This is a genomic window from Lacticaseibacillus kribbianus (genome assembly GCF_020180945.1).
In the GTDB taxonomy this organism is placed as follows: Bacteria; Bacillota; Bacilli; order Lactobacillales; family Lactobacillaceae; genus Lacticaseibacillus; species Lacticaseibacillus kribbianus.
The window spans coordinates 1-21,987 of the sequence record NZ_JAIPUL010000002.1; the positions used below are offsets into that span (position 1 = coordinate 1).

General features: G+C 59.5%; 14 protein-coding genes and 1 rRNA gene. 12 read left to right on the forward strand and 3 right to left on the reverse strand.

Annotation, left to right across the window (positions count from 1 at the left end; all coding sequences use genetic code 11):
• Positions 1–4: 4 nt before the first annotated feature.
• The 4 genes from rrf (at position 5) to LE416_RS07385 (ending at position 1,955) form a co-directional block, all read left to right on the forward strand.
• Positions 5–121: ribosomal RNA gene (gene rrf, locus LE416_RS07370) — 5S ribosomal RNA — on the forward strand.
• A gap of 300 nt (positions 122–421) precedes the next feature.
• Entirely contained in the window at positions 422–745 is a 324-nt protein-coding gene (locus LE416_RS07375; RefSeq protein WP_225047857.1) for a thioredoxin family protein, read from the forward strand.
• Positions 735–1,478 carry a threonine/serine exporter family protein gene (locus LE416_RS07380; RefSeq protein WP_225047858.1) on the forward strand — a complete coding sequence of 248 codons (744 nt, stop codon included), beginning with the start codon at positions 735–737 and terminating at the stop codon, positions 1,476–1,478. The genes LE416_RS07375 and LE416_RS07380 overlap by 11 nt, the downstream gene beginning before the upstream one ends.
• Before the next feature lie 15 nt (positions 1,479–1,493).
• On the forward strand, positions 1,494–1,955 hold the full coding sequence (locus tag LE416_RS07385) for a threonine/serine exporter family protein (protein ID WP_225047859.1): 462 nt from the start codon (positions 1,494–1,496) through the stop codon (positions 1,953–1,955).
• A gap of 605 nt (positions 1,956–2,560) precedes the next feature.
• Here the strand turns inward: LE416_RS07385 and LE416_RS07390 are convergent.
• On the reverse strand, positions 2,561–2,842 hold the full coding sequence (locus LE416_RS07390; protein ID WP_225047860.1) for a hypothetical protein: 282 nt from the start codon (positions 2,840–2,842) through the stop codon (positions 2,561–2,563).
• Positions 2,843–2,986: 144 nt separating this feature from the next.
• Between LE416_RS07390 and LE416_RS07395 the strand changes: the two genes are divergently transcribed.
• The 6 genes from LE416_RS07395 (at position 2,987) to pglX (LE416_RS07420) (ending at position 13,837) form a co-directional block, all read left to right on the forward strand.
• The gene (locus LE416_RS07395; RefSeq protein ID WP_225047861.1) at positions 2,987–3,712 is read left to right on the forward strand and encodes an ABC transporter ATP-binding protein; all 726 of its coding nucleotides are present in this window, start codon (positions 2,987–2,989) and stop codon (positions 3,710–3,712) included.
• Complete coding sequence (locus LE416_RS07400; protein WP_225047862.1) at positions 3,709–5,025, forward strand: ABC transporter permease; 1,317 nt, start codon at positions 3,709–3,711, stop codon at positions 5,023–5,025. The genes LE416_RS07395 and LE416_RS07400 overlap by 4 nt, the downstream gene beginning before the upstream one ends.
• Before the next feature lie 326 nt (positions 5,026–5,351).
• Complete coding sequence (locus tag LE416_RS07405; protein ID WP_225047863.1) at positions 5,352–5,954, forward strand: DUF1819 family protein; 603 nt, start codon at positions 5,352–5,354, stop codon at positions 5,952–5,954.
• Positions 5,947–6,555, forward strand: a complete 609-nt coding sequence (locus LE416_RS07410) for a DUF1788 domain-containing protein (protein WP_225047864.1) — start codon at positions 5,947–5,949, stop codon at positions 6,553–6,555. Before LE416_RS07405 ends, LE416_RS07410 begins: the two co-directional genes overlap by 8 nt.
• The gene (gene brxC, locus LE416_RS07415; RefSeq protein WP_225047865.1) at positions 6,539–10,204 is read left to right on the forward strand and encodes a BREX system P-loop protein BrxC; all 3,666 of its coding nucleotides are present in this window, start codon (positions 6,539–6,541) and stop codon (positions 10,202–10,204) included. The genes LE416_RS07410 and brxC overlap by 17 nt, the downstream gene beginning before the upstream one ends.
• Positions 10,205–10,225: 21 nt before the next feature.
• Positions 10,226–13,837 carry a BREX-1 system adenine-specific DNA-methyltransferase PglX gene (gene pglX / locus LE416_RS07420; protein WP_225047866.1) on the forward strand — a complete coding sequence of 1,204 codons (3,612 nt, stop codon included), beginning with the start codon at positions 10,226–10,228 and terminating at the stop codon, positions 13,835–13,837.
• Positions 13,838–13,901: 64 nt separating this feature from the next.
• Here pglX (LE416_RS07420) and LE416_RS07425 read toward each other — a convergent pair whose 3' ends face one another.
• A complete protein-coding gene (locus LE416_RS07425) occupies positions 13,902–14,981 on the reverse strand; it encodes a site-specific integrase (RefSeq protein ID WP_225047867.1) in 1,080 nt (359 codons plus the stop codon).
• Positions 14,965–17,115 (reverse strand): BREX-1 system adenine-specific DNA-methyltransferase PglX, encoded by a 2,151-nt coding sequence (pglX, locus tag LE416_RS07430; RefSeq protein WP_225047868.1) that lies wholly within the window; start codon positions 17,113–17,115, stop codon positions 14,965–14,967. Before pglX (LE416_RS07430) ends, LE416_RS07425 begins: the two co-directional genes overlap by 17 nt.
• Before the next feature lie 122 nt (positions 17,116–17,237).
• On the opposite strand from pglX (LE416_RS07430), the gene pglZ reads away from it, so the two are divergent.
• Entirely contained in the window at positions 17,238–19,766 is a 2,529-nt protein-coding gene (gene pglZ, locus LE416_RS07435; protein ID WP_225047869.1) for a BREX-1 system phosphatase PglZ type A, read from the forward strand.
• On the forward strand, positions 19,756–21,801 hold the full coding sequence (gene brxL / locus LE416_RS07440; RefSeq protein WP_225047870.1) for a protease Lon-related BREX system protein BrxL: 2,046 nt from the start codon (positions 19,756–19,758) through the stop codon (positions 21,799–21,801). Before pglZ ends, brxL begins: the two co-directional genes overlap by 11 nt.
• Positions 21,802–21,987: the final 186 nt, after the last annotated feature.

Here is a 21,987-nt window from a genome sequence, read left to right on the forward strand (position 1 = left end):
GAAGTGCGGTGGCGATAGCGAGAAGGATACACCTGTTCCCATGCCGAACACAGAAGTTAAGCTTCTCAACGCCGAGAGTAGTTGGTGGGTGACTGCCTGCGAGGGTAGGAAGCTGCCGCGCTTATTGAAAGAGTCGATGTCATCGGCTCTTTTTTTGTGCCCAGGCGCACTTGGCCGGCCGGACCTTGGCAAGGGTGCTGGGCTTAACTAGCCGCGCCAGCGTCGCCCTGCTACACCCGCCGATGCCCGTGTGCGGCGACTGACGGACCGCGCGATCGCTGCGCGACGCAGACCGGCGCGAGCGGCTGCCGGCCGCGGCGAGGCGCGTCTTCGCTTCGCTGCGTTCGCGCCGGCAACCGGGCGTTTAAGTGGCGGGCAAAGCGTGTTAGAATGAGGAACACGAGTGAATGGGGGCGCGCAGATGGCGACGAAGGTAACAAGCGAGACGATGACGGCACACCTGGGGGCCGGGCTGACGGTGGTGGATCTGTGGGCACCCTGGTGCGGCCCGTGCCGCATTCTCAGCCCGCTTTTGAAGGAGCTGGAGCAGGAGCTCGGCTTCACGCTGCTGACGCTGGACGTCGACGGCGACACCGCGGTGGCCACGCAGTACGGCGTGCAGAGCGTGCCGACCATGCTGATTTTCAAGGACGGCAAGGCAATTCAAAAAGTCACCGGCGCGTACCCCAAGGCGAAGCTCGCCGCGTACCTCGGCGGGCTGATGGAGGCGGATCATGCAGGATGAGCTGCTTGCGGCCTGCCTGCTGGCGGGGCGCATCATGATCGAGGGCGGCAGCGAGATGTACCGCGTGGACGACACGATGACCCGCATCGCGCAAAACGGCGGGGCCAAGCGCGTCCTGGTGTTCACCACGCCGACCGGCCTGTTCATCGCCGTCGACGGCCGGCCCGCCGTCGAGCTGGAGCCGGTGCAAAAACGCGGCATCGACATGGAAAAGGTGGCCGGGGTGAACGAGCTGTCGCGCGAGTTCCAGGCCGGTAAGCTGTCCCTCACCGAGCTTGTGCAGCGGCTTGAGCAGCTGGACACAAACACGCCGTACTTCCCGGTCTGGCTGCAGATTCTTGCGGCCGCCGTCTGCAGCACCACGCTGATGGTGATTTTTGCCCAGCAGTACGACTGGTTCGACATGCCGCTGTCCGCCGTGGTCGGGGCGCTGGGCTTCGCCGCCTACCTGCGGCTGAGCAGCCTGACGCGCGTGCGCTTCATCTCCGAGCTGATCGGCGCGGTGGTGGTCGGCGTGACCGCCTGGGCCGGCGTGCGGCTCGGCGTCGGGCACAACCTCGACAACGTGATCATCGGTGCCGTGATGCCGCTGGTGCCCGGCGTGGCGATCACCAACTCGATCCGCGACATGCTGGCGGGGCACCTGCTGTCGGGCATGGCCCGCGGCATGGAGGCGATTCTTTCGGCCTGCGCCATCGGGGTCGGCATCGCCATGATTTTCAGATTCTTCTAGGCAGGAGGCACAAAGATGCCGTACTGGATTCAGCTGGTCGTGCAGATCAGCTTCAGCTACCTCTCCACGGTGGCGTTCGCCATCATCATCAACGTCCCGCACCGGGCGCTCAACCTCGCCGGCTGGGCCGGGGCGGTCGGCTGGCTGGTCTACTGGCTCCTGATGGCCGCCCACAGCGGCCGCATGCTGGCCAACCTGCTCGGGGCCCTGGCCATCGGCGTCTGCGGGATGCTGTTCGCCCGGCGCAAAAAAATGCCGGTGATCATCTTCAACATTCCGGGCCTGGTCCCGCTGGTGCCGGGCGCCACGGCCTACCAAGCGGTGCGCGCGCTGGTGCTCGGCCAGATCGACCAGGCGATTTCCTTGACCATCCGCGTCGCGATGGTCGCCGGCGCCATCGCAGTCGGGTTCATGCTCGCCCAGCTTCTGGCCGAGGTGACGTACCGCAAAAGTGCCGCGCGCCTGATCGATAAGTGACCAGCGGCGGCCGCCGAAAGTTCGGCACGGTTGCTTGGTAAGTGATATACTAGACACATGCGATGAGTCGAGTAACCAGCAATGGTGAAAGCGCAGCTGACCGTTTCCCCGCCGGATTTGCGGGGGTCAGTGATCCAAGGTTGTGGAGCCAGCGGATCTTACCTGCTTGCAGGTACTGTGAGGCGGCGGACCCTATGGGCCCGCCGCTTTTTTTGTCCAAGGGCGGAGAAGCGTGGATTTAGCGAATCGGCCAGCGAAGGGCCGGGGCTTGGGCCGCACCGCGGCCCGAGTGCCGGTCCGAGCTAGACGAGTCGCTGCTGCCGCGCAGAGCCCGACGATGACCAGGGCGGCGCATGGCGGACTTAGGCGACCGAGTAGCGCAGGGCACAGTGTTGGGCCGCACTTTCGCCCGGCACTGTGCCCTAGCTAGACGAGTCGCCGCTGCCGCGCAGAGCCCGACGATGATAGGGTGGCGCATGGCGTCCTTAGGCGAGCGGGTAGCCCGGACTCCTGGGGCAAAGCGGGCCAGCGCCTCTCGTCCTCGACCGACACGAAAACGCGCCGCGGCTGCCTGTTTTGGCGGTCCGCGGCGCGGTGTTTCGTGGTCACCATCTCAGCTGGCTGAGGCCGAGCCCGACTCTGCGTCCGCCGAGCTGGTAGGCGGCGACGCTGGCCAGCAGGGCCGCGACCGGGCGGCTCAGTCGCTGCTGCACCGCCGGCAGGTCCAGACCGGCGCGCAGCACGGTCAGGACGCGGTCGTCGTTGTGGCCGGCGGCGAGTTCGCGGCTGACCTGTTCCAGCACCGGCCGCTCGGTGGCGTTGAGCGTCGTGGTGGCCAGCAGGGCCGCGACCTCCTGGCTGAAGGCTGTGCGATCGAATTTCGTCATGTTATCCCCTCCAATGCGACGATTATACCACTCGGGCGCGGCGCGGATTCGGCGGTTTTTGGCAAAAGTGAGTTGACACTCACCGTACTCGGGAGTACAGTTGTCCCATTGAGTGAGTGCATACTCACTAATGGAGGCGAGCACATGACGGCAACACAGATGAACCTGAACCACGTGGTCAAGCGCTTCGGCAAGCAGACCGTGCTGCAGGGCGTGGACCTGACCGTCCAGGCCGGCGAGATTGTCGGCCTGATCGGGCCGTCCGGGGCCGGCAAGTCGACGGTGATCAAGACGGCGCTGGGCATGGAGGTCGCAGACGGCGGCTCGGCCACGGTGCTGGACACGCAGATGCCCAACCGCGCGCTGCTCGGCCGCATCGGCTACATGGCGCAGGACGACGCGCTGTATTCGACGCTGAGCGGCCGCGAGAACCTAACCTTTTTCGGCCGGATGAAGGACGTGGGGAAAAACGCACTGGCACCGGCCATCGCCCACGTCGCGGCGGTCGTCGACCTGACACCGGACCTCGACAAGCGCGTGGCCGGCTACTCCGGCGGCATGAAGCGGCGGCTGTCCTTGGCCATTGCGCTGCTCGGCGACCCGGAGCTGTTGATCCTCGACGAGCCGACCGTCGGCATCGACCCGGCGCTGCGGCGCAAGATCTGGCGCGAGCTGGACGCGGTGCGCGACGCCGGCCGCGGCGTTTTGATCACGACCCACGTGATGGACGAGGCCGAGCTGGTCGACCGCGTCGCGCTGTTGCTCGACGGCCGCGTGATGGCCTTCGACAGGCCCGCGGCGCTTGAGCAGCAGTACGGCGTTGCAACCATCGAGGACGTGTTCCTCAAGGCGGAAGGGGTGGCACTATGAGACACGCATGGTTCATCGCGCGCCGCGTGATCGCGGAGCTGTTGCGCGACAAGCGGACGCTGGCGCTGATGTTCGTCGCGCCGGTGTTGATCATGTTCCTGATGAAGCTGGTGTTCACCGCCAACTCGACGACCGGCGTGACCGTCGCGACGGTCGGGCTGCCGACCAACGTCCGCACCGCGCTGAACGACGTCAAGCACGTGACGGTTGTGAAGCGCGGCACTGAGCAAGCCGCCAAGCGCGCGCTGGCGGATCAGAAGGTCGACGCCTACATCGAAAAAACCGCCGCCAACCGCTACCGCGTGACCTACGCGAACACGGACGCGACCAAGACCGCCCTGGTTAAGGCGGGCTTCGGCGCCGCGCTGACGGCCGCCGGCGTCAAAACGCTGCAGCAGACGGTGACCAAGATGGGCAAAACCATCACGGTGATGTCCGCCACCATCAAGAAGCTGAGCGCGGCGCAGGCCGTGGCGGCCGCGAAGGCAGCCGGGGCGGCAGGTGGCAGTGCGGCGGCCGGAACCGGGGCAACCAGCGGGGCCGCGGGCACGGCCGGCAGCAGCGCGACCACCGAGGCGGCGAGCGACAGCACGGCGGCCGGCGACTCCGCAGGCGCGGCCACCAGCGACACCACGGCGACCACCAAGGCCAGCACTGGCAAGGCCGCTAAGGTCAAGGTCACCAACCGCTACCGCTACGGGAACAAGGACACCGGCTTCTTCGACAAGATCGTGCCGATCCTCATGGGCTTTTTCGTCTTCTTCTTCGTCTTCCTGATCTCGGGCATGGCGCTTCTCAAGGAGCGGACCACCGGGACCCTGGACCGGCTGCTGGCGACGCCGGTGCGGCGCGGCGAGATCGTCGCCGGGTACATGCTGAGCTACGGCGTTTTGGCCATCATCCAGACGGTGATCATCGTCTTGACCACGGTCGGGTTCATGAACGTCGAGATCACCGGCTCGCTTTTTGCCGTGATGGTGATCAACTTCCTGCTCGCGCTGGTCGCGCTGGCGTTCGGCATCCTGATGTCGACCTTCGCCCAGTCGGAGTTCCAGATGATGCAGTTCATCCCGATCATCGTGATCCCGCAGGTGTTTTTCTCCGGCATCGTGCCCCTGGACTCGCTGGCGGACTGGGTGAAAAACATCTCGTACGTGCTGCCGCTGACGTACGCCGGCAACGCGATGACCCAGGTGATCATGCACGGCAAGGGGCTTTTGAGCCTCGGGTTGGACATCGCGGTGCTGCTGCTGTTCCTGGCGGTGCTGTCCGCGCTCAACGTGCGGGGGATGCGGCGGTACCGGAAGGTGTGAGTGGTGCGTACAATATAAGATGGTCTGCGTGCATGGATTGTGGGCGGACGATATGGGGCGGTCTGGCCTGCGCGGTGGCGCGGGGCCGGGCCGCCTTTTTGTGCTGTCGGTGCCGCGAGTGTTGCATCTGATTCTGAATCTGGCCCCACATTGCGGGGAATTCCGGTATAATTGAGACAGCATTGTCGATAGGATCGTGAAAGCGTCGTACCTGAAGTGTTCCGTGTGAAGACGATGGCAATTCGGTGCGATGGCGTACGGCTTATCGATCATCTTATGGGAAGCAACCTAATTTTATTTTCTGAAGTGGGGCATGGAGGTGTGTTATGCCAAAATTATCTGCGGGAACAGTATCAAATGGGTTCTGGTTTCCGGAGTTCACCCAGCTCATGGCGTGGGTGAACGAAGGCGACGACGATGCCACCATCAAGCGGCGCGTGGTCGAGGAGAACACGTTCAAGCAGCGTACGAGGGATCGGGCGGCGAGAATGACGGCGTGCCTGCTGCGGCGGATTCACTCGCTGCCGGCGGCGCTGCAGGAAGACTTCGCTGGTCTTGATCTCGACAACCAGCGCGTCCTGGTGCTGGTCGGCATCATGAACACGGACCAGCTGGTGCAGCAGTTCATGCTGGATTGCTTCAGAAGCGCGGTCGTGATGGGGGACCAGATCCTGCAGAGCTACGAGCTTGACGCCTTTTTCCTGCGACTTCAGGGAGAGCGCGAGGAGGTGGCCGGCTGGCAGGACGAGACGATCACGCGGCTCAAGGGCACGCTGCGCAACTACCTGCGCGGCGCCGGCCTTGTGACGGACGCCGATGGCCAGCTGGTGCTGCGTCGCCCGCTGCTGAGTTCGCGCGTGGTGGCGGCGCTGCAAGATGCCGGCCACGCGGATTTCGTCATCGCACTGACGGGGAGGGCCAATGGCTGACTTAGAGAAGGATCTGAAGCGGCTGCGGGAGAAAATCGCCGAGCCGGATTTTCAGCATAATCGCGGCCTGTCCAACGAGGTGGGCTACTACATATTCGATTACCGACCGGAAGATGAGCTGCGGGTGCGCGAGGCGGTGGCAGACATCGCCGGCAGCGCCACCGTGGCGACGATCGGCGCCAATGTGAGGGTGTTCAACCTGTACGACATGATGCTGGCCGTGCTGGACAAGTACGGCTACCGCGAAAAATTCGCGCAGTTCGAGCAGGAGCAGGGCACCGCAACCCTGATCCGCGAGATCAACAATGTGCTGGCAATGAACGAGGAGCACAACCTGATCGTGCAGCAGATCGCCGCCCGGGTTCAGGCCGAGACGGCGCCGACGATCATTTTCCTCACCGGGGTCGGGCAGGTCTATCCACTGCTGCGCGCCCACAAGGTGCTCAACACGATGAATCAGGTGATCGACCAGATGCCGGTGGTGATGTTCTACCCCGGCAAGTACGACGGACTTCACCTGTCCATGTTTGGAAGCATTCAGGATGATAATTACTATCGGGCGTTCAGCCTGAGGAGGGTATGGAATGACGACGAAGATTAGGGATGTTTTTTCAAAATCGATTGATCGCAACATTCAGGGCGTGATCAAGGTAGGCCAGGAAGATAACGCGCGGGTGGAGCTGGACGAGTACGTGGTGACCAACGAGCTGCAGCGGCAGTTCGCCACGTTCTTTTCGGCCTACACCAAGTCGCTGGACTACCCGACCGATGACATGGGCGTCTGGATCTCGGGCTTCTTCGGCTCAGGTAAGTCGCACTTCCTGAAGATCCTGTCGTACATTCTCGATAACCGGCAGGCGGGCGACCGCTCTGCGGTTGAGTATTTCAAGGACAAGATCAAGGACCCGCTGGTGTACGCGCAGATGCAAAAGGCCGCGGATGCCGACACCGACGTCATCCTGTTCAACATCGATTCCAAGGCGATGAGCGGCGAGAAGCACGAGGCCGACGTCATCCTGCGTGTGTTCCTGCAGGTGTTCAACGAGAAGCAGGGCTACTCGGACAAGAACCTGTGGCTCGCCGATCTAGAGCGTCAGTTGGACGCCGACGACCGGTACGAGGCATTCAAGACGGCTTTCCAGAGCCTTGAAACCAGCCACCAGACTTGGGTTGACAGCCGCGATCAGTACTCGATGAAGCGCGAGACGATCCGCGACGCGCTGGTTCAGATCGGCTTCATGAGCGCGGGGGATGCCCAAGGCTTCGTGAACAGCCTTTTCAAGCCGTACCAGATCAACATCGAGGGCTTCGCGCAGCTGGTCAACACCTACATTCAGAAAACCGGGCGCCGGGTCGCATTCCTGGTCGATGAAGTTGGGCAGTTCATTGGCGATTCTGTGCAGCGCATGCTGAACCTGCAGACGGTGGTCGAGGAGCTCGGTCTGGCCACACATGGCAAGGCATGGGTGATCGTCACCTCTCAGCAGGCGATCGGGGATGTCACAACGAACGTCAACGGCCAGGATTTCTCCAAGATTCAGGGCCGCTTCAAGACCCGCATCGCGCTGAGCTCCGCCAACGTCGACGAGGTGATCAAGCGTCGTGTGCTGGAGAAGACGCCAGTCGCGACGGCGATGCTCGAGGACCTGTACCAGAGCAACTCGGCGGCCCTGAACAACGCGATTGACTTCGATGAGGGGGTTACCCGCGAGAAATTCGGCAGCGCCGCGACGTTCGCCGCCAACTACCCGTTCGTGCCCTACCAGTTCAACCTGCTCCAGGCCGTGCTGACGGCGGTGCGCACCCATGGGTCGGACGGCAAGCACCTGTCCGAAGGGGAGCGCTCGATGCTGTCCATTTTCCAGGAGTCTGCGATTCGCGTCGAGGATGCGGAAGCGGGTAAGCTCGTGCCGTTCTCGCTGTTCTTCGAGGGCCTGGCGCAGTTCCTGGATCACACGCACAACATCGTGATTCAGCACGCGCTGGGCAAGCCGACGCTGAACCCGAACAAGGAAGGCAATCCGTTCGCCGTTCAGGTGCTCAAGACGCTGTTCATGGTCAAGTACGTCGACAGCTTCAAGGCAACGCTCAACAACGTCGTGACGCTGCTGATCGACGACGTGAATGTCGATCGCCTTGCGCTCACCGATCGGACCAAGGCCGCGCTGAAGGCCTTGATCAAGGAAAACTTGGTTGAGGAGCACTTCGGCGAGTACGTGTTCCTGACGGATGACGAGCAGGACATCAACAACGGCATTCAGCGCGAGGTCGTCCAGGACAGCGCGATTCTAGGCGAACTTCAGACCTATCTCTTCTCGGCTACTAAAGCGATTAGTGACGTTTACAGTTATCCGCGGCTGAACAACCGCTACATTTTCCACTTCAACCGCATGCTTGATGAGCTGACGGTCGGCCGTGCGAATCAGGCGCTCACGCTGCGCGTCATTACACCGCAAAGCGATGACTTCGGGGATGAAGGCACATACGCACGGCTGACCAGTGCGCCAGAGGTGCTGGTGATCGCGCTGCCGGATGACCGGTCGTACCTCGATCTGATCTCGCGCAAGCTGAAGATTAACCAGTATATGCAGAGCACCTCGAACAATCAGGAGCCGCGGTTCCGCCTGCTGCTCGACGATCGAATGCATGAGCGCGAGCGTCTTGATGCAACCGCCAAGGAGCACGCGCTGAACGCACTGGAGTCGGCGCAGATCTACCTTGGCGGGGCACCGCAGACCAGCAAGCGTGACTTCGCTGCCCGGCTGGAAGAGGCGGAAAAGGCGCTGATCGACAACAACTACCGCGATCTGAGCTACATTGAAGCAGCCAAGAACGACCACGACATTACGCAACTATTCAGCGGCGATGATGGCCTGCTCGGGCAGACGGAAAATGATCAGGCTGTCCAAGAGGTTCAGACTTGGCTCCAGATGAAGCTGCGCAGCACGCAGCATGTCGCGCTCAAGGACGTGATCGATCGCTTCAAGGGCATTCCGTACGGCTACACCGAGCAGGACACGGAATGGCTGGTGGCCGCCCTACTTCGGCGCGGCATCGTTAAGATCAGCTACAACGGTGAGGCGATCAGCCCGATGCAGGTGTCGCCCAAGGAGATCACGGACTACCTGACGAAGAAAACTTATGCGGATCGGATCGCCATTCAGGTGCGCAAGGAAGTCCGGCCACATGACCTTAAGCAGATGCGCAAGGTGGCGGCTGAGGTCTTCAACAAGAAGACCTTCAGCGTTGCCGACGCCGATGCCGAGATTGTCGCCAGTGAATTGCGGGATAAAGTTCAAAGTGACTTGAAGACGCTTAACCTGTTCAGCCAGATGAATCCACGCTTCCCGGGACGGGACTTAATTGAGACCGGGGTACAGCTGATGAAGTCGTTGCTGGAAACTAAGGATTCTGATGCGTTCATCGCGGCGGTCTTAGCACACTTTGACGATCTGTTGGACTGGCACACTGACTTAGAAGATACCGAGACTAAGGACTTCTACCTCAATGAGTCGAGGCAAGGTGTTTGGAAGTCCGCACTGCGAGACCGAGAGATCTACGAGAAGTCACAAGACTACCTGGCCGATCCAAGGCTGCAGGAAATTGCCGCGTCGATCAGTGCGGTGCTGAAAACTAACCGTGTGAAGGGCAACATTCAAAAGCTTAAGGATCTGGATGCCCAGTTCGATGACCTTTTCAACACGGTCTTCGATGCCGAGCAGAAGGCGAAGTTAGCCGAGATCGACGAGATCAAGCAGTCTGGGCTCGATTACTTGGAGCGGTCCTCGGTGGCCGATACGGTTAAGCGGGAACAGTCTACTCAGTACACGGCAGAGCTGGCGCGGATTCGTCACGAAGCCGACGAGGCTGTCGACCTGGCGCTGCTGAATGGGACAACGGGGAAGGCCACTGCGCGGTACAACCGGTTGACCAACTACATTGAGCAGTTGCAGAAGACGCAGCCGGTGGTTACGTCACCGGTATCACCTAAGCCAAGTGTTGATGACACGGAACAAGGTGGATCGGGTTCAACGGCTCCGGACCCGACAGATCCACCGGTGGGAACACCAACCGATGATCAGCTGAAGGTTCCATCGTACCGCATCAAGGCGGTGCGTGTTCGCGAGGTGTCCGACGGTAACCGGTGGCAGATTAAGAGCGAAAGCGACATTGACAAGTACATGCAACAGATGCGGGCAGCGCTTGTGGCCAAGCTTCAAGATGCCGACGAGATTGACTTGAACTTCTAACACCGTAAGTGGGGAAAATGAATGGATAAGCACGCAATCAACAAGTTCGCCGTCCAGGCACGGCGCGACCTGATCGCCGCGGTCACCAGCAGGCTGGACCTGCTGGGCATCGACGAAACGGGTGCGGCACCGGCGGACGCGCGCTCGACGCGTGAGGCGGAATTCTACCGCGACGGCGGCGAGCCGCTGGTCGGCAAGAACATCGGGCGGCGCCAGGAGCTGGTGAAGCGGCTCAAGGAGATGGCGGCCAAGAGCGACTGGGCCACGGCCTTTCACGATCTGATCGAGGAGGTCGCCTACACCTGGTTCAACCGGATCATCGCGATTCGCTTCATGGAGGTCAACGACTACCTGCCGACCAACACCAGGGTGCTGTCTTCGAGTGAAAACTACAGCGAGCCGGACATCATGCGCGACGCGCTTGATCTGGATGAGGAGCTAGGCGGCTACGATCCCGAGGAGCGGGCGCTGATCGTCAAGGCCCAGGACCGGAAGCAGCCGGTCGACATGGACGCCATGTACCGGATGCTTTTCCTCAAGCAGGTCAATAAGCTGAATGAAAGTCTTCCGAAGTTGTTCGAGAAGACCGACGACTTCATGACGCTTTTGTTCACTCCCAGCTATAACCGCGGCGTGATCGCCGACCTCGTCGAGCAGATTCCCGAGGCCGACTTCGACATCGCGTCTGATGACAGCCAGGGGCAGGTTGAGATCATTGGGTGGCTGTACCAGTACTACAACTCAGAGCTCAAGGATGCGGCGATTGGTGCGCCGACCTCTCACAAGTTCCGTGGGAAGGAGATCGCATCTGCCACCCAGATTTTCACCCCTGATTGGATCGTCAAGTACATGGTGCAGAACTCTGTCGGCAAGACTTGGATCAGGCACCTCCTTCAATTAGATTCGACCACAACTGAATCCGAGTTGGCTCAGCAATTCGGCTGGCAATATTATATGACAGACGCTGAGCAAGGGGCGACTGCTCAAAGAACGGTAGGCAATGCCGACGCAGCACTTGCAGATATGACGCCCGAGAAGCTGACTGTACTTGATCCTGCGATGGGCTCAGGTCACATTCTCGTCTATGCGTTCGACCTGCTGGTTGATATTTATCAGGCGGAAGGTTTTTCCAGTCGAGAAGCTGCCGCGTCAATTGTTCAATCTAACCTTTTTGGCCTAGACATCGATCGACGCGCGTATCAGCTTGCCTACTTCTCCGTGATGATGAAGTTCCGTCGGTATAATCGGAGAGCGCTCAGTAGCGGATTGTCACCGAATCTCTCAACGGTTATCAGTTCGAAGGACATAAAACGTGATGATGTGGCAATCGCATTCCCGGGACTGTCCAAGAATGAATTAGACCAGCTAACGCAGCTGAGCGCGTCGTTCGAAAACGCGGATCTGACTGGTTCATTGACGGATGTTTCAGGACTCAACCTTGATACGATAACTTCGTTAATGCAACGGCTATCGAAGTCTGACAACTTGCTCGCAGGCCGGTTGGTAGAGACCTTGAATGGTTTTCTCAGTGCTGCCAGACAACTAAAACGTCAATATCAGATCGTTGTGACCAATCCGCCTTACATGGGTTCCTCAAGAATGAATCCTGTGTTAGCAAAATTTGCGAAGCAAAAGTACGCAAACTCAAAGTCCGATCTGTTTGCAATGTTCTTAGATCACTATAACCACGAGGCGCCAGCTGGTGGCTATGTCGCCATGGTAACCATGCAATCATGGATGTTCTTATCGAGCTTCGAGCAACTACGTATTCGGCTGCTTAACACTCGTGCTATCACCAATCTGATGCATATGGAGAACAATGTGATGGGGATTGCTTTTGGAACCGCAGTGACCATTACAAGGAATATCCCGGTGCCAGATTTCGTCGGTACCTATCATCAAATCAAAACTCGTGACGTCTCAGGTGACAAAATTCCGGATACTGTACCGATTAACGGCAACCGGTTCAATCGAGCTAACCAAGCGAACTTTGGGAAGATCCCAGGGAGCCCGATTGCGTACTGGGCGAGTGCGAACCTGCTTCATGACTTCGAAGTCGGGACGCCGATGGCGGAGCTTGTGGATCCGCGCCAAGGACTGGCAACGGCTGATAATAATCGATTCCTACGTCAGTGGTTCGAGGTTGCATACAAAAACATCAAGTTTGATGCACGATCAATCAAAGAGTCTGTTGAATCTAAGCGAAAATGGTTCCCATATAACAAGGGCGGGGCCTACCGAAAGTGGTACGGAAATTATGATTATGTGATCAACTGGGAGGATGATGGATACGAGGTTCGTAACTTCAATTGGCCAAATGGTAAGCAACGTTCAGTAGTGCGAAACCCTGATTATTACTTCCGTGAAGCGATAACTTGGTCCGATATTACAAGTGGCCAGTTTGCTGTTCGTTTACGAACGGCCGGTAGTATTCATGACGTAACCGGAATGTCAGCATTTGGAACGCAAGATCAGCTTATCGAAATTTCTGGAATTTTGAACACTAAGGTGGCTGATTTCATCTTCAAAATGCTCAACCCTACGATACATTTACAAATAGGGAATCTTACGTCATTTCCTGTTCTTCATGACTTGAAAAATCTCAGAACTTGCGACCTAGTGAACTCAAGTGTCAAGCTGACTCAAGCTGACTGGAATGAAACTGAATCATCTTGGGATTTCTTGAAGAATAATTTATTACAGAGTATCGCTGAGCATCAACAAAACTGGACGGTAGAGGCCGCTTTCGACCAGTGGTCCAAAGAGGCTGACGACCGCTTCAACCAGCTGAAGGCCAACGAGGAGGAGCTCAACCGGATCTTCATCGATCTGTACGGCCTCCAAGACGAGCTGACGCCAGAGGTGGCGGACAAGGACGTCTCGGTGCGCCGCGCCGATCGGCCGCGCGACATCAAGGCCTTCCTGTCCTACTTCGTCGGCGTTGTGTTCGGCCGTTACTCTCTGGATGTTCCCAGTCTGGCCTTCGCCGGCGGGGACTGGGACGCGTCGAAGTACAAGACCTTCCAGCCCAACAAGGACAACATGATCGTGCTGACGGATAGCGACTACTTCGGCGACAGCCGGGACATCATCAACCGGTTGCGGGAGTTCCTCACCGTCACGTTCGGGGCCGAGCACCTGGCCGAGAACCTGCGCTTCATCGCCGACTCACTCGGCAAGAAGGGTGACTCTCCGGAGGATCAGATCCGCAAGTACTTCCTCGATGACTTTTACAAGAAGGACCACCTCTCCACCTATCAGAAGCGGCCGATCTACTGGCAGTTCGACTCGGGCAAGCAGGGCGGCTTCCGCGCGCTGATGTACCTGCACCGCTACGACGAAGACACCTTGGCGATGGCCCGCACGTCCTACCTGCACCCGCTGCAGGAGGCCTACACCAACCGCCTGTTACAGCTGGAGAAAATGGTGGAGATGGAGTCGAGCACGCGTCAGCGCAACCTGATGACCAAGCAGATCGCGCAGCTCAAGAAGCAGCTCGACGAGATCGCCAAGTACGACACCAAGCTGCAGCACGTCGCCAACATGCACATCGCCATTGATCTGGACGATGGGGTGCTGGTGAACCATGAGTTGGTGCAGGGCGGCCAGAAACTCCTGAGCCCGCTCAAGTAAAACGGTACCCGTCGGTCGAATGACCGGCGGGTATTTGCGTTGAAGTGCCAACGTACGTGCCAATTTACGGAAGCGAGATGATATGAAGGATTCTATCCGTATCCTGCTCCTCCAGCTCCTTGATGACGTGTAGGTAAGTGGATTGCGTCGTCGTGATGTTGGCGTGGCCGAGCCGCTTCGACACGGACAGAACACTGATGCCCTGGTACAGCAGGATCGAGGCGTGCGTGTGACGGAGGCCGTGGAAGGTGATGCGCGGCAGCCCGAGGCTGGCGAGCAGATCCGTCAGCGTCTTGTTGATCTCGGCGCTGACGGGCACTCGGTCGTTCACGAGAAAAATGGGCTGGCCGTCCGACTGTGGATGGCCGTCGATGTAGGTCTGGATAGCGATCAGGGTACGGCGGTCGACGGGAATCTTACGTACTGAGCTCGGGGTCTTCGTCTTCCTGAAGCCGGTGTGGTACTTGTAGTCCCAGGTCTTGTTCACGATCAGCAGATTGTTCTCGACGTCAAGGTCGGTAGCGGTGAGCCCGACCACCTCCGCGTAGCGCATGCCGGTGACAGCCGCGAGGTAGATGATCAATTCCTCGCGAACGGTGAGATCAAGCTGGGTGATGAGTTGCCGCCACTCGCCGAAGTCCAGCGCCTTCTTGGGGTGGGGGACCTGATGGCCGCTGATCACGATTTTGCGCGTCGGGTCGATCGGGATGATTTTCTCGTCGAGGGCGTCGAGCATTGCCGCACGAATCTGCTTGTGAAAGGTGGCAACGGTGCGGGGTGCGTGATCGACGGCGAACTCGTTGATTTTCTTCTGGTAAAGGGAGCGCGTGATGTCCTTCAGCAGCGTGCGACCGAAGAGGCGGCGAATGTGCTGCAGGGTGTTGCGGTACTTGATCAGCGTGATACTGGTGACCGACGTGGCCTTGTAGAGGTTGACCCACCGGCTGAAGTAGTCGGCCAGCGGAATGTCGCCGGCCTTGTAGTGACGAACGCTGATGTAATTGGATTTAATCTGGCTGGCCGCGAGCTCCGCGTCCCCCTTGAGCTGAAAGCCGGACTTCCTGAGTTTCTTGTACTTTCCATCGCGGTCCTTGTACGAGATCTCGTACTGCCACACCTTGCCGCGCTTACGATAACTGACCATAATCGTTCACTCCTTCATCTTTTATGGTGATAGGTTGGCACAAAATTGGCACAAAAGGGCGCCCGCGGGCGAATTTTGTGCGGATGGCCAGTGGATGCTCAGCGATATGGGAAAGAAAACCAAAACTTGCAAAATCCCAAGCACATTCAGAGGCATTCCAGTCAGATTTCACTAGATTGATATTATCTTCAACATATTCTAGAACATGCGATGATACTGGATCGTCGATAATAACAGGTGAAATACTGAGATTACCTATGACTAAATGCAAAGTTGGATTTATTATACTGAGAATATAATTAAACATCTTCGTATTGCAAAGACCCATCAGAACTTTTATATCTACCTCTGAGGATTTTGGAAAAGCCTCTAGGCCCACAGTGCCGAATAAGCTTCCGGGCTCTACGTATCGCATACTAAAAGCGCCGCTTGTAATATCGGACCAAGTTATCGCTTCACGGAAGTAATAATTAGTGTTTTGAGGTCTCGAACGCACCTTACCCTTACTGTCGGTAAAGCTGCGAATTTCTCGACCATCATCCTCCCAATTAACAACATAGTCGTAGTTTCCGTACCACTTTCGGTAGGCCCCGCCCTTGTTATATGGGAACCATTTTCGCTTAGATTCAACAGACTCTTTGATTGATCGTGCATCAAACTTGATGTTTTTGTATGCAACCTCGAACCACTGACGTAGGAATCGATTATTATCAGCCGTTGCCAGTCCTTGGCGCGGATCCACAAGCTCCGCCATCGGCGTCCCGACTTCGAAGTCATGAAGCAGGTTCGCACTCGCCCAGTACGCAATCGGGCTCCCCGGGATCTTCCCAAAGTTCGCTTGGTTAGCTCGATAGAGGTACTTCACAGACGGGTCCGCAATCGCCTCAAGCACCTTTTCCCCCTGAACCTGCATGCCGCCCTTGAAGTCCGACAGCTTAAGATATGTCCCCGTCAGCTCACGAGAATTCTTCAGAACAAAGGTATCAATTGGAACGGTAGCTTCCTCGAAGGCCGAGTATTCCATCTGAACTAGGCTTGAAATCGTCATGGTATCCAATACGTCGGTGCGAAGTGCTTCGTAGGTTTTGATGAACATCCATACGAATGGCGTCATGTATCCCGCATAGCCATCCTTGCGCGTCATATTGATGTTCAGCCATATGAATACGGAGAACAGATCACCGGAGTACGCCTTATAATACTTTTTCACGTAATCCTTGAGTGTTTTATCCATTCGGTTCAAGTACGGCGGATTGGTCACCACCGCATCGTACTTGCCTTGCAGGACGCCGACGATCTCAACCGTCTCACGCAGTTGGGCTAAATCGCCCTCACTAGCAAAAATGTTGGCCGGAGCGGCCCCAGCGTGAGCGTCGAGCTGCGCGAGCAGATTTGACACATCGTACTGCCGTGGGAATTGCATGATCGAACCCAGCGTCTTGGCGTCACGGAACACACTGCAAATCTCGTTCAGTTGAACCTTCGCTTCGGCTGCCAGCGGCAGCTGATCAATCAGTTCAGGCTGGAGATTCTTGCTATCCATGAAGACGTGCAGGTTGAGCTTCAGTTCCCGCGTCAGCGCCCGTCGATCGTACTGCCGCACCTTCATCATGACGGCAAAGTACGCAAGCTGGTAGGCCCGCTTGTCGATCTCAAGGCCGTACAGGTTGTGCATTGCGATCTGGATCGCGGATTCGCGCCGACTGAAGCCCTGCTCCTCGTAGATGTGCATGAGAACATCAAAGGCGTAGACCAGAATGTGGCCCGAGCCCATGGCGTTATCAAGCACGCGCAGCTGTGAGAGATCTAGCGCCTCATTAACCGAGTGCAATTCCCCCGGTACTAGGTAGTCCAGGTGATCCGCGAGCTTAGAATTCGGCGTGTGTTCCAAGTAGTAACGCCCAAGCGAGTTATCAACCATGTAGCGCACAACCCAGTCGGTGGTGAACAGCTGGGTTGCCGCCGGGATGTCGCGTTCCTTGACGGGGCCGCCGTTGATGTTCACCACATCGTTGTGCGGTTCTTGGTTGTAGTACTGATACAGCCACCCAATGATCTCAACCTGCCCCTGGCTGTCATCGGACGCAATGTCGAAGTCGGCCTCGGGAATCTGCTCAACGAGATCCGCGATCACGCCGCGGTTATAGCTGGGAGTGAGCGATATCTGGCCGGAGCGCTAGTTATCGCGAAGAGCGTTGGGTATAATTGGAAGTTAGAAAGATAGGAAGACATTCGATGAAGCGGGGGAAGCATAGCATGGCAGAATTGGATCTGGCACAGGTTGTTCAGGGCATCACGTCGCTGTTCACCGAGGATAACCACTTTGTGTTCTGGTACGACGAGGACGCGGACTTCGAGGACAACATTCCAGCGATCGCGTCGCAGCTGAGCCAGCCGGTGGTGACGGTGATGCCGAACAACCAGTTCGAGGTCAAAATCCGGCTGACGGAGATGCAGCGCAACGGCGAATCGGCGCTTGTCTACTCGCCGAAGCCTGAGCCTGATCTGAGCCTGAACCTGATGGCGGACATGCTGCGCTACTCCAAGCGGTACGCGGCCGACGCGCTGACGATGCTCAAGGAGGAGCTCGGGCTGACGCAGCCGGACGCGCGCGACTTCCTGAAGCAGTACGCCGCTTTTTTCGCCAACAAGGAGCGCAAGCAGCGCTTCGCCAAGCTGAATTACAACGACCAGCCGCTGGAGCTGGTGCTGCTGGCGGCGCTGGCCAAGGCGCAGTCCCCGGCGCTGGGGGCCATTCTGCAGGAGGTCATTCAGAGCAGTCTGGACGACGACAACGAGGTGCTGGCGCAGTTCGACAAGTACGGTGCGCTGGACGTGTTCTGGGACTTTGCCCGCAAGGCGTACGGCTTCGACGGCGACCATGAGACGCTGAAGTACCTGTTCACGGCGATGTTCCTGAACCTCGCGTACGATCAGGCCGATCGCGGGCTGCCGGCCAAGCTCGAGGCCTACAAGCTGGGCCGGGCCAACAACGCGATCACGTTCATCCAGAACACGCGCAACGTCATCACCTGCCGCGAGCCACTGCAGCGCGTCGCCACGACGGTGTGGGAGTTCATCAACGGCGCCCGGCTGTTCGAGGGCATGGACATGGCCGAGCTGGCGCTGATCGATGCCTTCCCGCAGATCGACCGTGTGATCCTGAAGTGGGTGACCGCACGGCTTTTGGCGGGGGATTACGGGGCCCATGCCGGTCGGCAGACGATCGGCGAGCTGATCGTCAACCGCCTGGGTCGGCCGTACGGTGAGAATTATGCCAGTGCCTACCAGATCCAGCAGAACGCGCTGGCGCTGCTGACGGTGCGCCCGAGTGACAAACCCGCCGATCTGTCGGCGGCCATCGCGGGCTACATCGGTCAGGACTACCAGCTGGACACGAGCTACCGCCACTTCACGGCCGCCTGTGCCGCGGTCGCCCCGGAGCTTGAGACGCTGACGGAGGGCATTCGAGCGAAGGTTGAGAATGCCTACCTCAACGACTTCCTGGCGGATTCGGTGCGCAATTGGACCGCGGTGTACACGGCCGCCAACGTGCCGAGCGACCGCTACCAGCGTAATTTTTACCGTCAGTACGTCTCCGTCAGCGAGGAGCGGACGGTGGTGATCGTCTCCGACGCCTTCCGCTACGAGGCCGCCCGCGAGCTGCAGGCGCAGCTGGACGCCCGCGACGTGATGAAGACGCAGATGCAGTACCTAGTGACGGGGCTGCCGTCGGTGACCTACTTTGGCATGCCGGCGCTGCTGCCCAACCGCGCGCTGAGCTACGACGGCAACAAGACGGTGCTCGCGGACGGCCAGCTGGTGAACTCGACCGGTCTGCGTAGCGACGCGCTGAAGGCGGCCAACCCGGCCAGTGTCGCGTGCCAACTGCGCGACTTCACGGGCATGAACTCTCAGCAGCGCAAGGAGTTCCTGGCCGGGCAGAAGGTGGTGTACCTGTACGACAATCAGGTCGACACCACCGGGGAAAAGGCGGTGTCCGAGCAGTCGGTCTTCACCGCCACCCAGACGGCGATCACCCAGCTGGCGCGCGCCGTCGAGCAGCTGCGCAACGTGTCGGTGGTGCACATCATCGTCACCGCCGACCACGGCTTCATCTACCGTTACTCCGCGCTGGATAGCGCCAACAAGATCGTGATCGACGATGCGGCCTGGGAAGCGGCCGGCGGGATCAAGAAGGAACAGCGCTACGCGATCACGGCGCGGCCGCTGGAGATCACCGGCGTCTCCCATCAAAGGCTGGGCGAGCTGATGGGCAACGACGACGCGCGCTTCGTGAACTATCCGAAGAGCTACAACATTTTCCAGGCGCCGGGGCCAAGCCAGAACTACGTGCACGGCGGCAGCTCGGCCCAGGAGATGATCGTGCCGGTGCTCGACATTCGCACCAGAACCGGGCGCTCCGCGGCGGAGCCGGCCAAGCTGCACGACGTTACGTCGGCACCGCGGATCACGTCGCGGGACGTCTACGTCCAGCTGATGCAGGATTCTGCGCTCAGCGAGACGGTGACGGCGGCGAACTACCTGATCTACTTCGAGGACGCGGACGGCAACCAGATCTCGGGTGTGCGTGAGTTCCGAGCCGACAGCCGCGCCGAGGCCAAGGAACGGATCCAGCGCGTGCGCCTGACGCTCAAGGACGCGAAGTATCTCAACGGGCGCAAGTACATGCTGGTGATCCGCAACGCGGACACCGACGAGATGCAACGGACGCCGTACACAATGGACATGGTAATCGGGGGAGGATTCGGCTTTGACATCTGAGGAACAACAAGAACGGCGCGCAAGCATTCTGACCAAGCTTGAGCAGCACTTCAACGGTCGGTTCGTGCGCAAGGACCTGACCCAGCGCATCAAGGAAGGCGCGAACGTGCCGACCTATGTGCTCGAGTTCCTGCTCGGCCAGTTCGCCAACGGCTCCGACCCAGAGCAGATCGAGCGCGGGGTGGAAAACGTGAAGCACACGCTGGCCAACAACTACGTGCGCCCGGACGAGGCGGAGAAGATCAAGTCCAAGATCCGCGAGAACGGCGCCTACACGGTCATCGACAAGCTGACGGTGGCGCTGAACGACAAGGCGGACCGCTATGAGGCCCGCTTCAGCAACCTCGGCCTCAACGGAGTGCCGGTGGACGAGAGCTACCCGAAAGAGAACGAACGCCTGCTGATCGGCGGCATCTGGTCGATCGTGCGGCTGAGCTACAGCCACGAGGATGAGGACCATTTTCGCATCGAGGAGCTGACCCCGGTGCAGGTGCCGTTCATCGACATGGAGGAGGTCTACGCGGGGCGGCGCGCCTTCACCACCGACGAGTGGATCGACCTGCTGCTGCGCTCGATGGGGATGGAGCCCGATGAATTCGACGAGCGCGTGAAGTGGCTGCTGATCTCGCGGCTGATCCCGATGGTCGAGAACAACTACAACCTGGTCGAGCTGGGACCCCGCAGTACCGGCAAGTCCCACGTCTACAAGGAGCTGTCGCCGAACACGATTCTCGTGTCCGGGGGCCAGACCACCGTGGCCAACCTGTTCTACAACATGACCCGACGCGAGGTCGGTCTGGTCGGCATGTGGGACGTGGTGGCCTTCGACGAGGTCGCCGGCATCAACTTCAAGGATCAAGACGGCGTCCAGATCATGAAGGACTACATGGCCTCCGGTTCCTTCGCCCGCGGGCGGGAGGAGATCCAGGCTCGAGCCGGCATGGTGTTCGTCGGCAACATCAACCAGAGCGTCGATGTGCTGCTGCGCACGGCGAACCTGTTCGAGCCGTTCCCGGAGGCGATGGGCACCGATACCGCCTTCCTCGACCGCATTCACAACTACCTGCCGGGCTGGGAGATCCCCAAGTACCGGACGAACTTTTTCACCCAAGATTTCGGCTTCATCAGCGACTACCTGGCCGAGGTGCTGCGCGAGCTGCGCAAGATCTCGTACGGCGACGCGTTCGACGACGACTTCGCCCTCGGGGCCCAGCTGAACCAGCGCGACGCGATCGCGGTGCGCAAAACGGTCTCGGGCATGATCAAGCTGTTGTACCCCAACGGCGAGTTCGAGAAGGCGGACGTCGAGAAGATCCTCGCCTTCGCCCTTGAGATGCGGCGGCGCGTGAAGGAGCAGCTCAAGCGCATCGGCGGGATGGAGTTCTACGATGTGAACTTCTCCTACATTGACCGCGACACACAGGCCGAGCATTACGTGACCGTGCCGGAGCAGAGCTCGGCGACGCTGATTCCGGTCGGGACGGAGAAGCCCGGGTTCGTGTACGCGGTTGAGCGCGACGGCGACGAGCGCCTGAGCCTGTTCAAGCTCGAATCCCAGGTGCTGAGCGGTAATGGCCACATCGAGTCCACCGGGGTCGGCAACAACCGTGCGGCGCGCGAGGCCGCGAAGGCGGGGATGCGCCTTTTGACCACCAGCTATCGCTCGATCGATCAGCGCATTGCGCCGGACCGGCACGATTATGTGCTGCACGTCAGCAACCTCAACGGGACCGGCATGACCGGCAGCCTGACCCTGGCCAGCCTGATCGCGCTGACCTCGATTGCGGTCAGCCGCTCGACGATCGACAGCCTCGCCGTGCTCGGCGATGTCACGATCGGTGGCCAGGCAGGCAAGATCGACGTGCTGGCGGACACGCTGCAGGTGGCGCACGAGGCGGGCGCGAAAAATGTCCTGCTGCCGGTGTCCGCCGCCAGCGACCTGGTCAACGTGCCGGGCGAGCTGGTTGCGGCCTTCAACCTGATCTTCTACTCGTCGGCCGAGGACGCTGTGATGAAGGCGCTGGGGGCGAACTGATCTCAGCCGACGATCCTAGTTGATGAATAAGACACTGCATACGGGTAACTCGCGCCAAGGCGTGGGGTGCCCGTTTTTTGTGCGGACTGATGATCTTGAGGGGTTAGACAGCGCAACGCGATCGGCTCGGCTGCGGCGGCTAACGGGCGAGCCCGATAATCGCCCGTTAGCCGCCCGATTTCGCCG

Excerpts from the sequence above, each read along its gene's own strand:
- LE416_RS07410 (WP_225047864.1), top strand. The coding sequence starts at position 5,947 with ATGGCTGACTTAGAGAAGGATCTGAAGCGGCTGCGGGAGAAAATCGCC.
- LE416_RS07375 (WP_225047857.1), top strand. The coding sequence starts at position 422 with ATGGCGACGAAGGTAACAAGCGAGACGATGACGGCACACCTGGGGGCC.
- pglX (WP_225047866.1), top strand. The coding sequence starts at position 10,226 with ATGGATAAGCACGCAATCAACAAGTTCGCCGTCCAGGCACGGCGCGAC.
- pglZ (WP_225047869.1), top strand. The coding sequence starts at position 17,238 with ATGGCAGAATTGGATCTGGCACAGGTTGTTCAGGGCATCACGTCGCTG.
- LE416_RS07395 (WP_225047861.1), top strand. The coding sequence starts at position 2,987 with ATGACGGCAACACAGATGAACCTGAACCACGTGGTCAAGCGCTTCGGC.
- LE416_RS07380 (WP_225047858.1), top strand. The coding sequence starts at position 735 with ATGCAGGATGAGCTGCTTGCGGCCTGCCTGCTGGCGGGGCGCATCATG.
- LE416_RS07390 (WP_225047860.1), bottom strand. The coding sequence starts at position 2,842 with ATGACGAAATTCGATCGCACAGCCTTCAGCCAGGAGGTCGCGGCCCTG.
- LE416_RS07400 (WP_225047862.1), top strand. The coding sequence starts at position 3,709 with ATGAGACACGCATGGTTCATCGCGCGCCGCGTGATCGCGGAGCTGTTG.
- brxC (WP_225047865.1), top strand. The coding sequence starts at position 6,539 with ATGACGACGAAGATTAGGGATGTTTTTTCAAAATCGATTGATCGCAAC.
- LE416_RS07385 (WP_225047859.1), top strand. The coding sequence starts at position 1,494 with ATGCCGTACTGGATTCAGCTGGTCGTGCAGATCAGCTTCAGCTACCTC.
- LE416_RS07425 (WP_225047867.1), bottom strand. The coding sequence starts at position 14,981 with ATGGTCAGTTATCGTAAGCGCGGCAAGGTGTGGCAGTACGAGATCTCG.
- LE416_RS07405 (WP_225047863.1), top strand. The coding sequence starts at position 5,352 with ATGCCAAAATTATCTGCGGGAACAGTATCAAATGGGTTCTGGTTTCCG.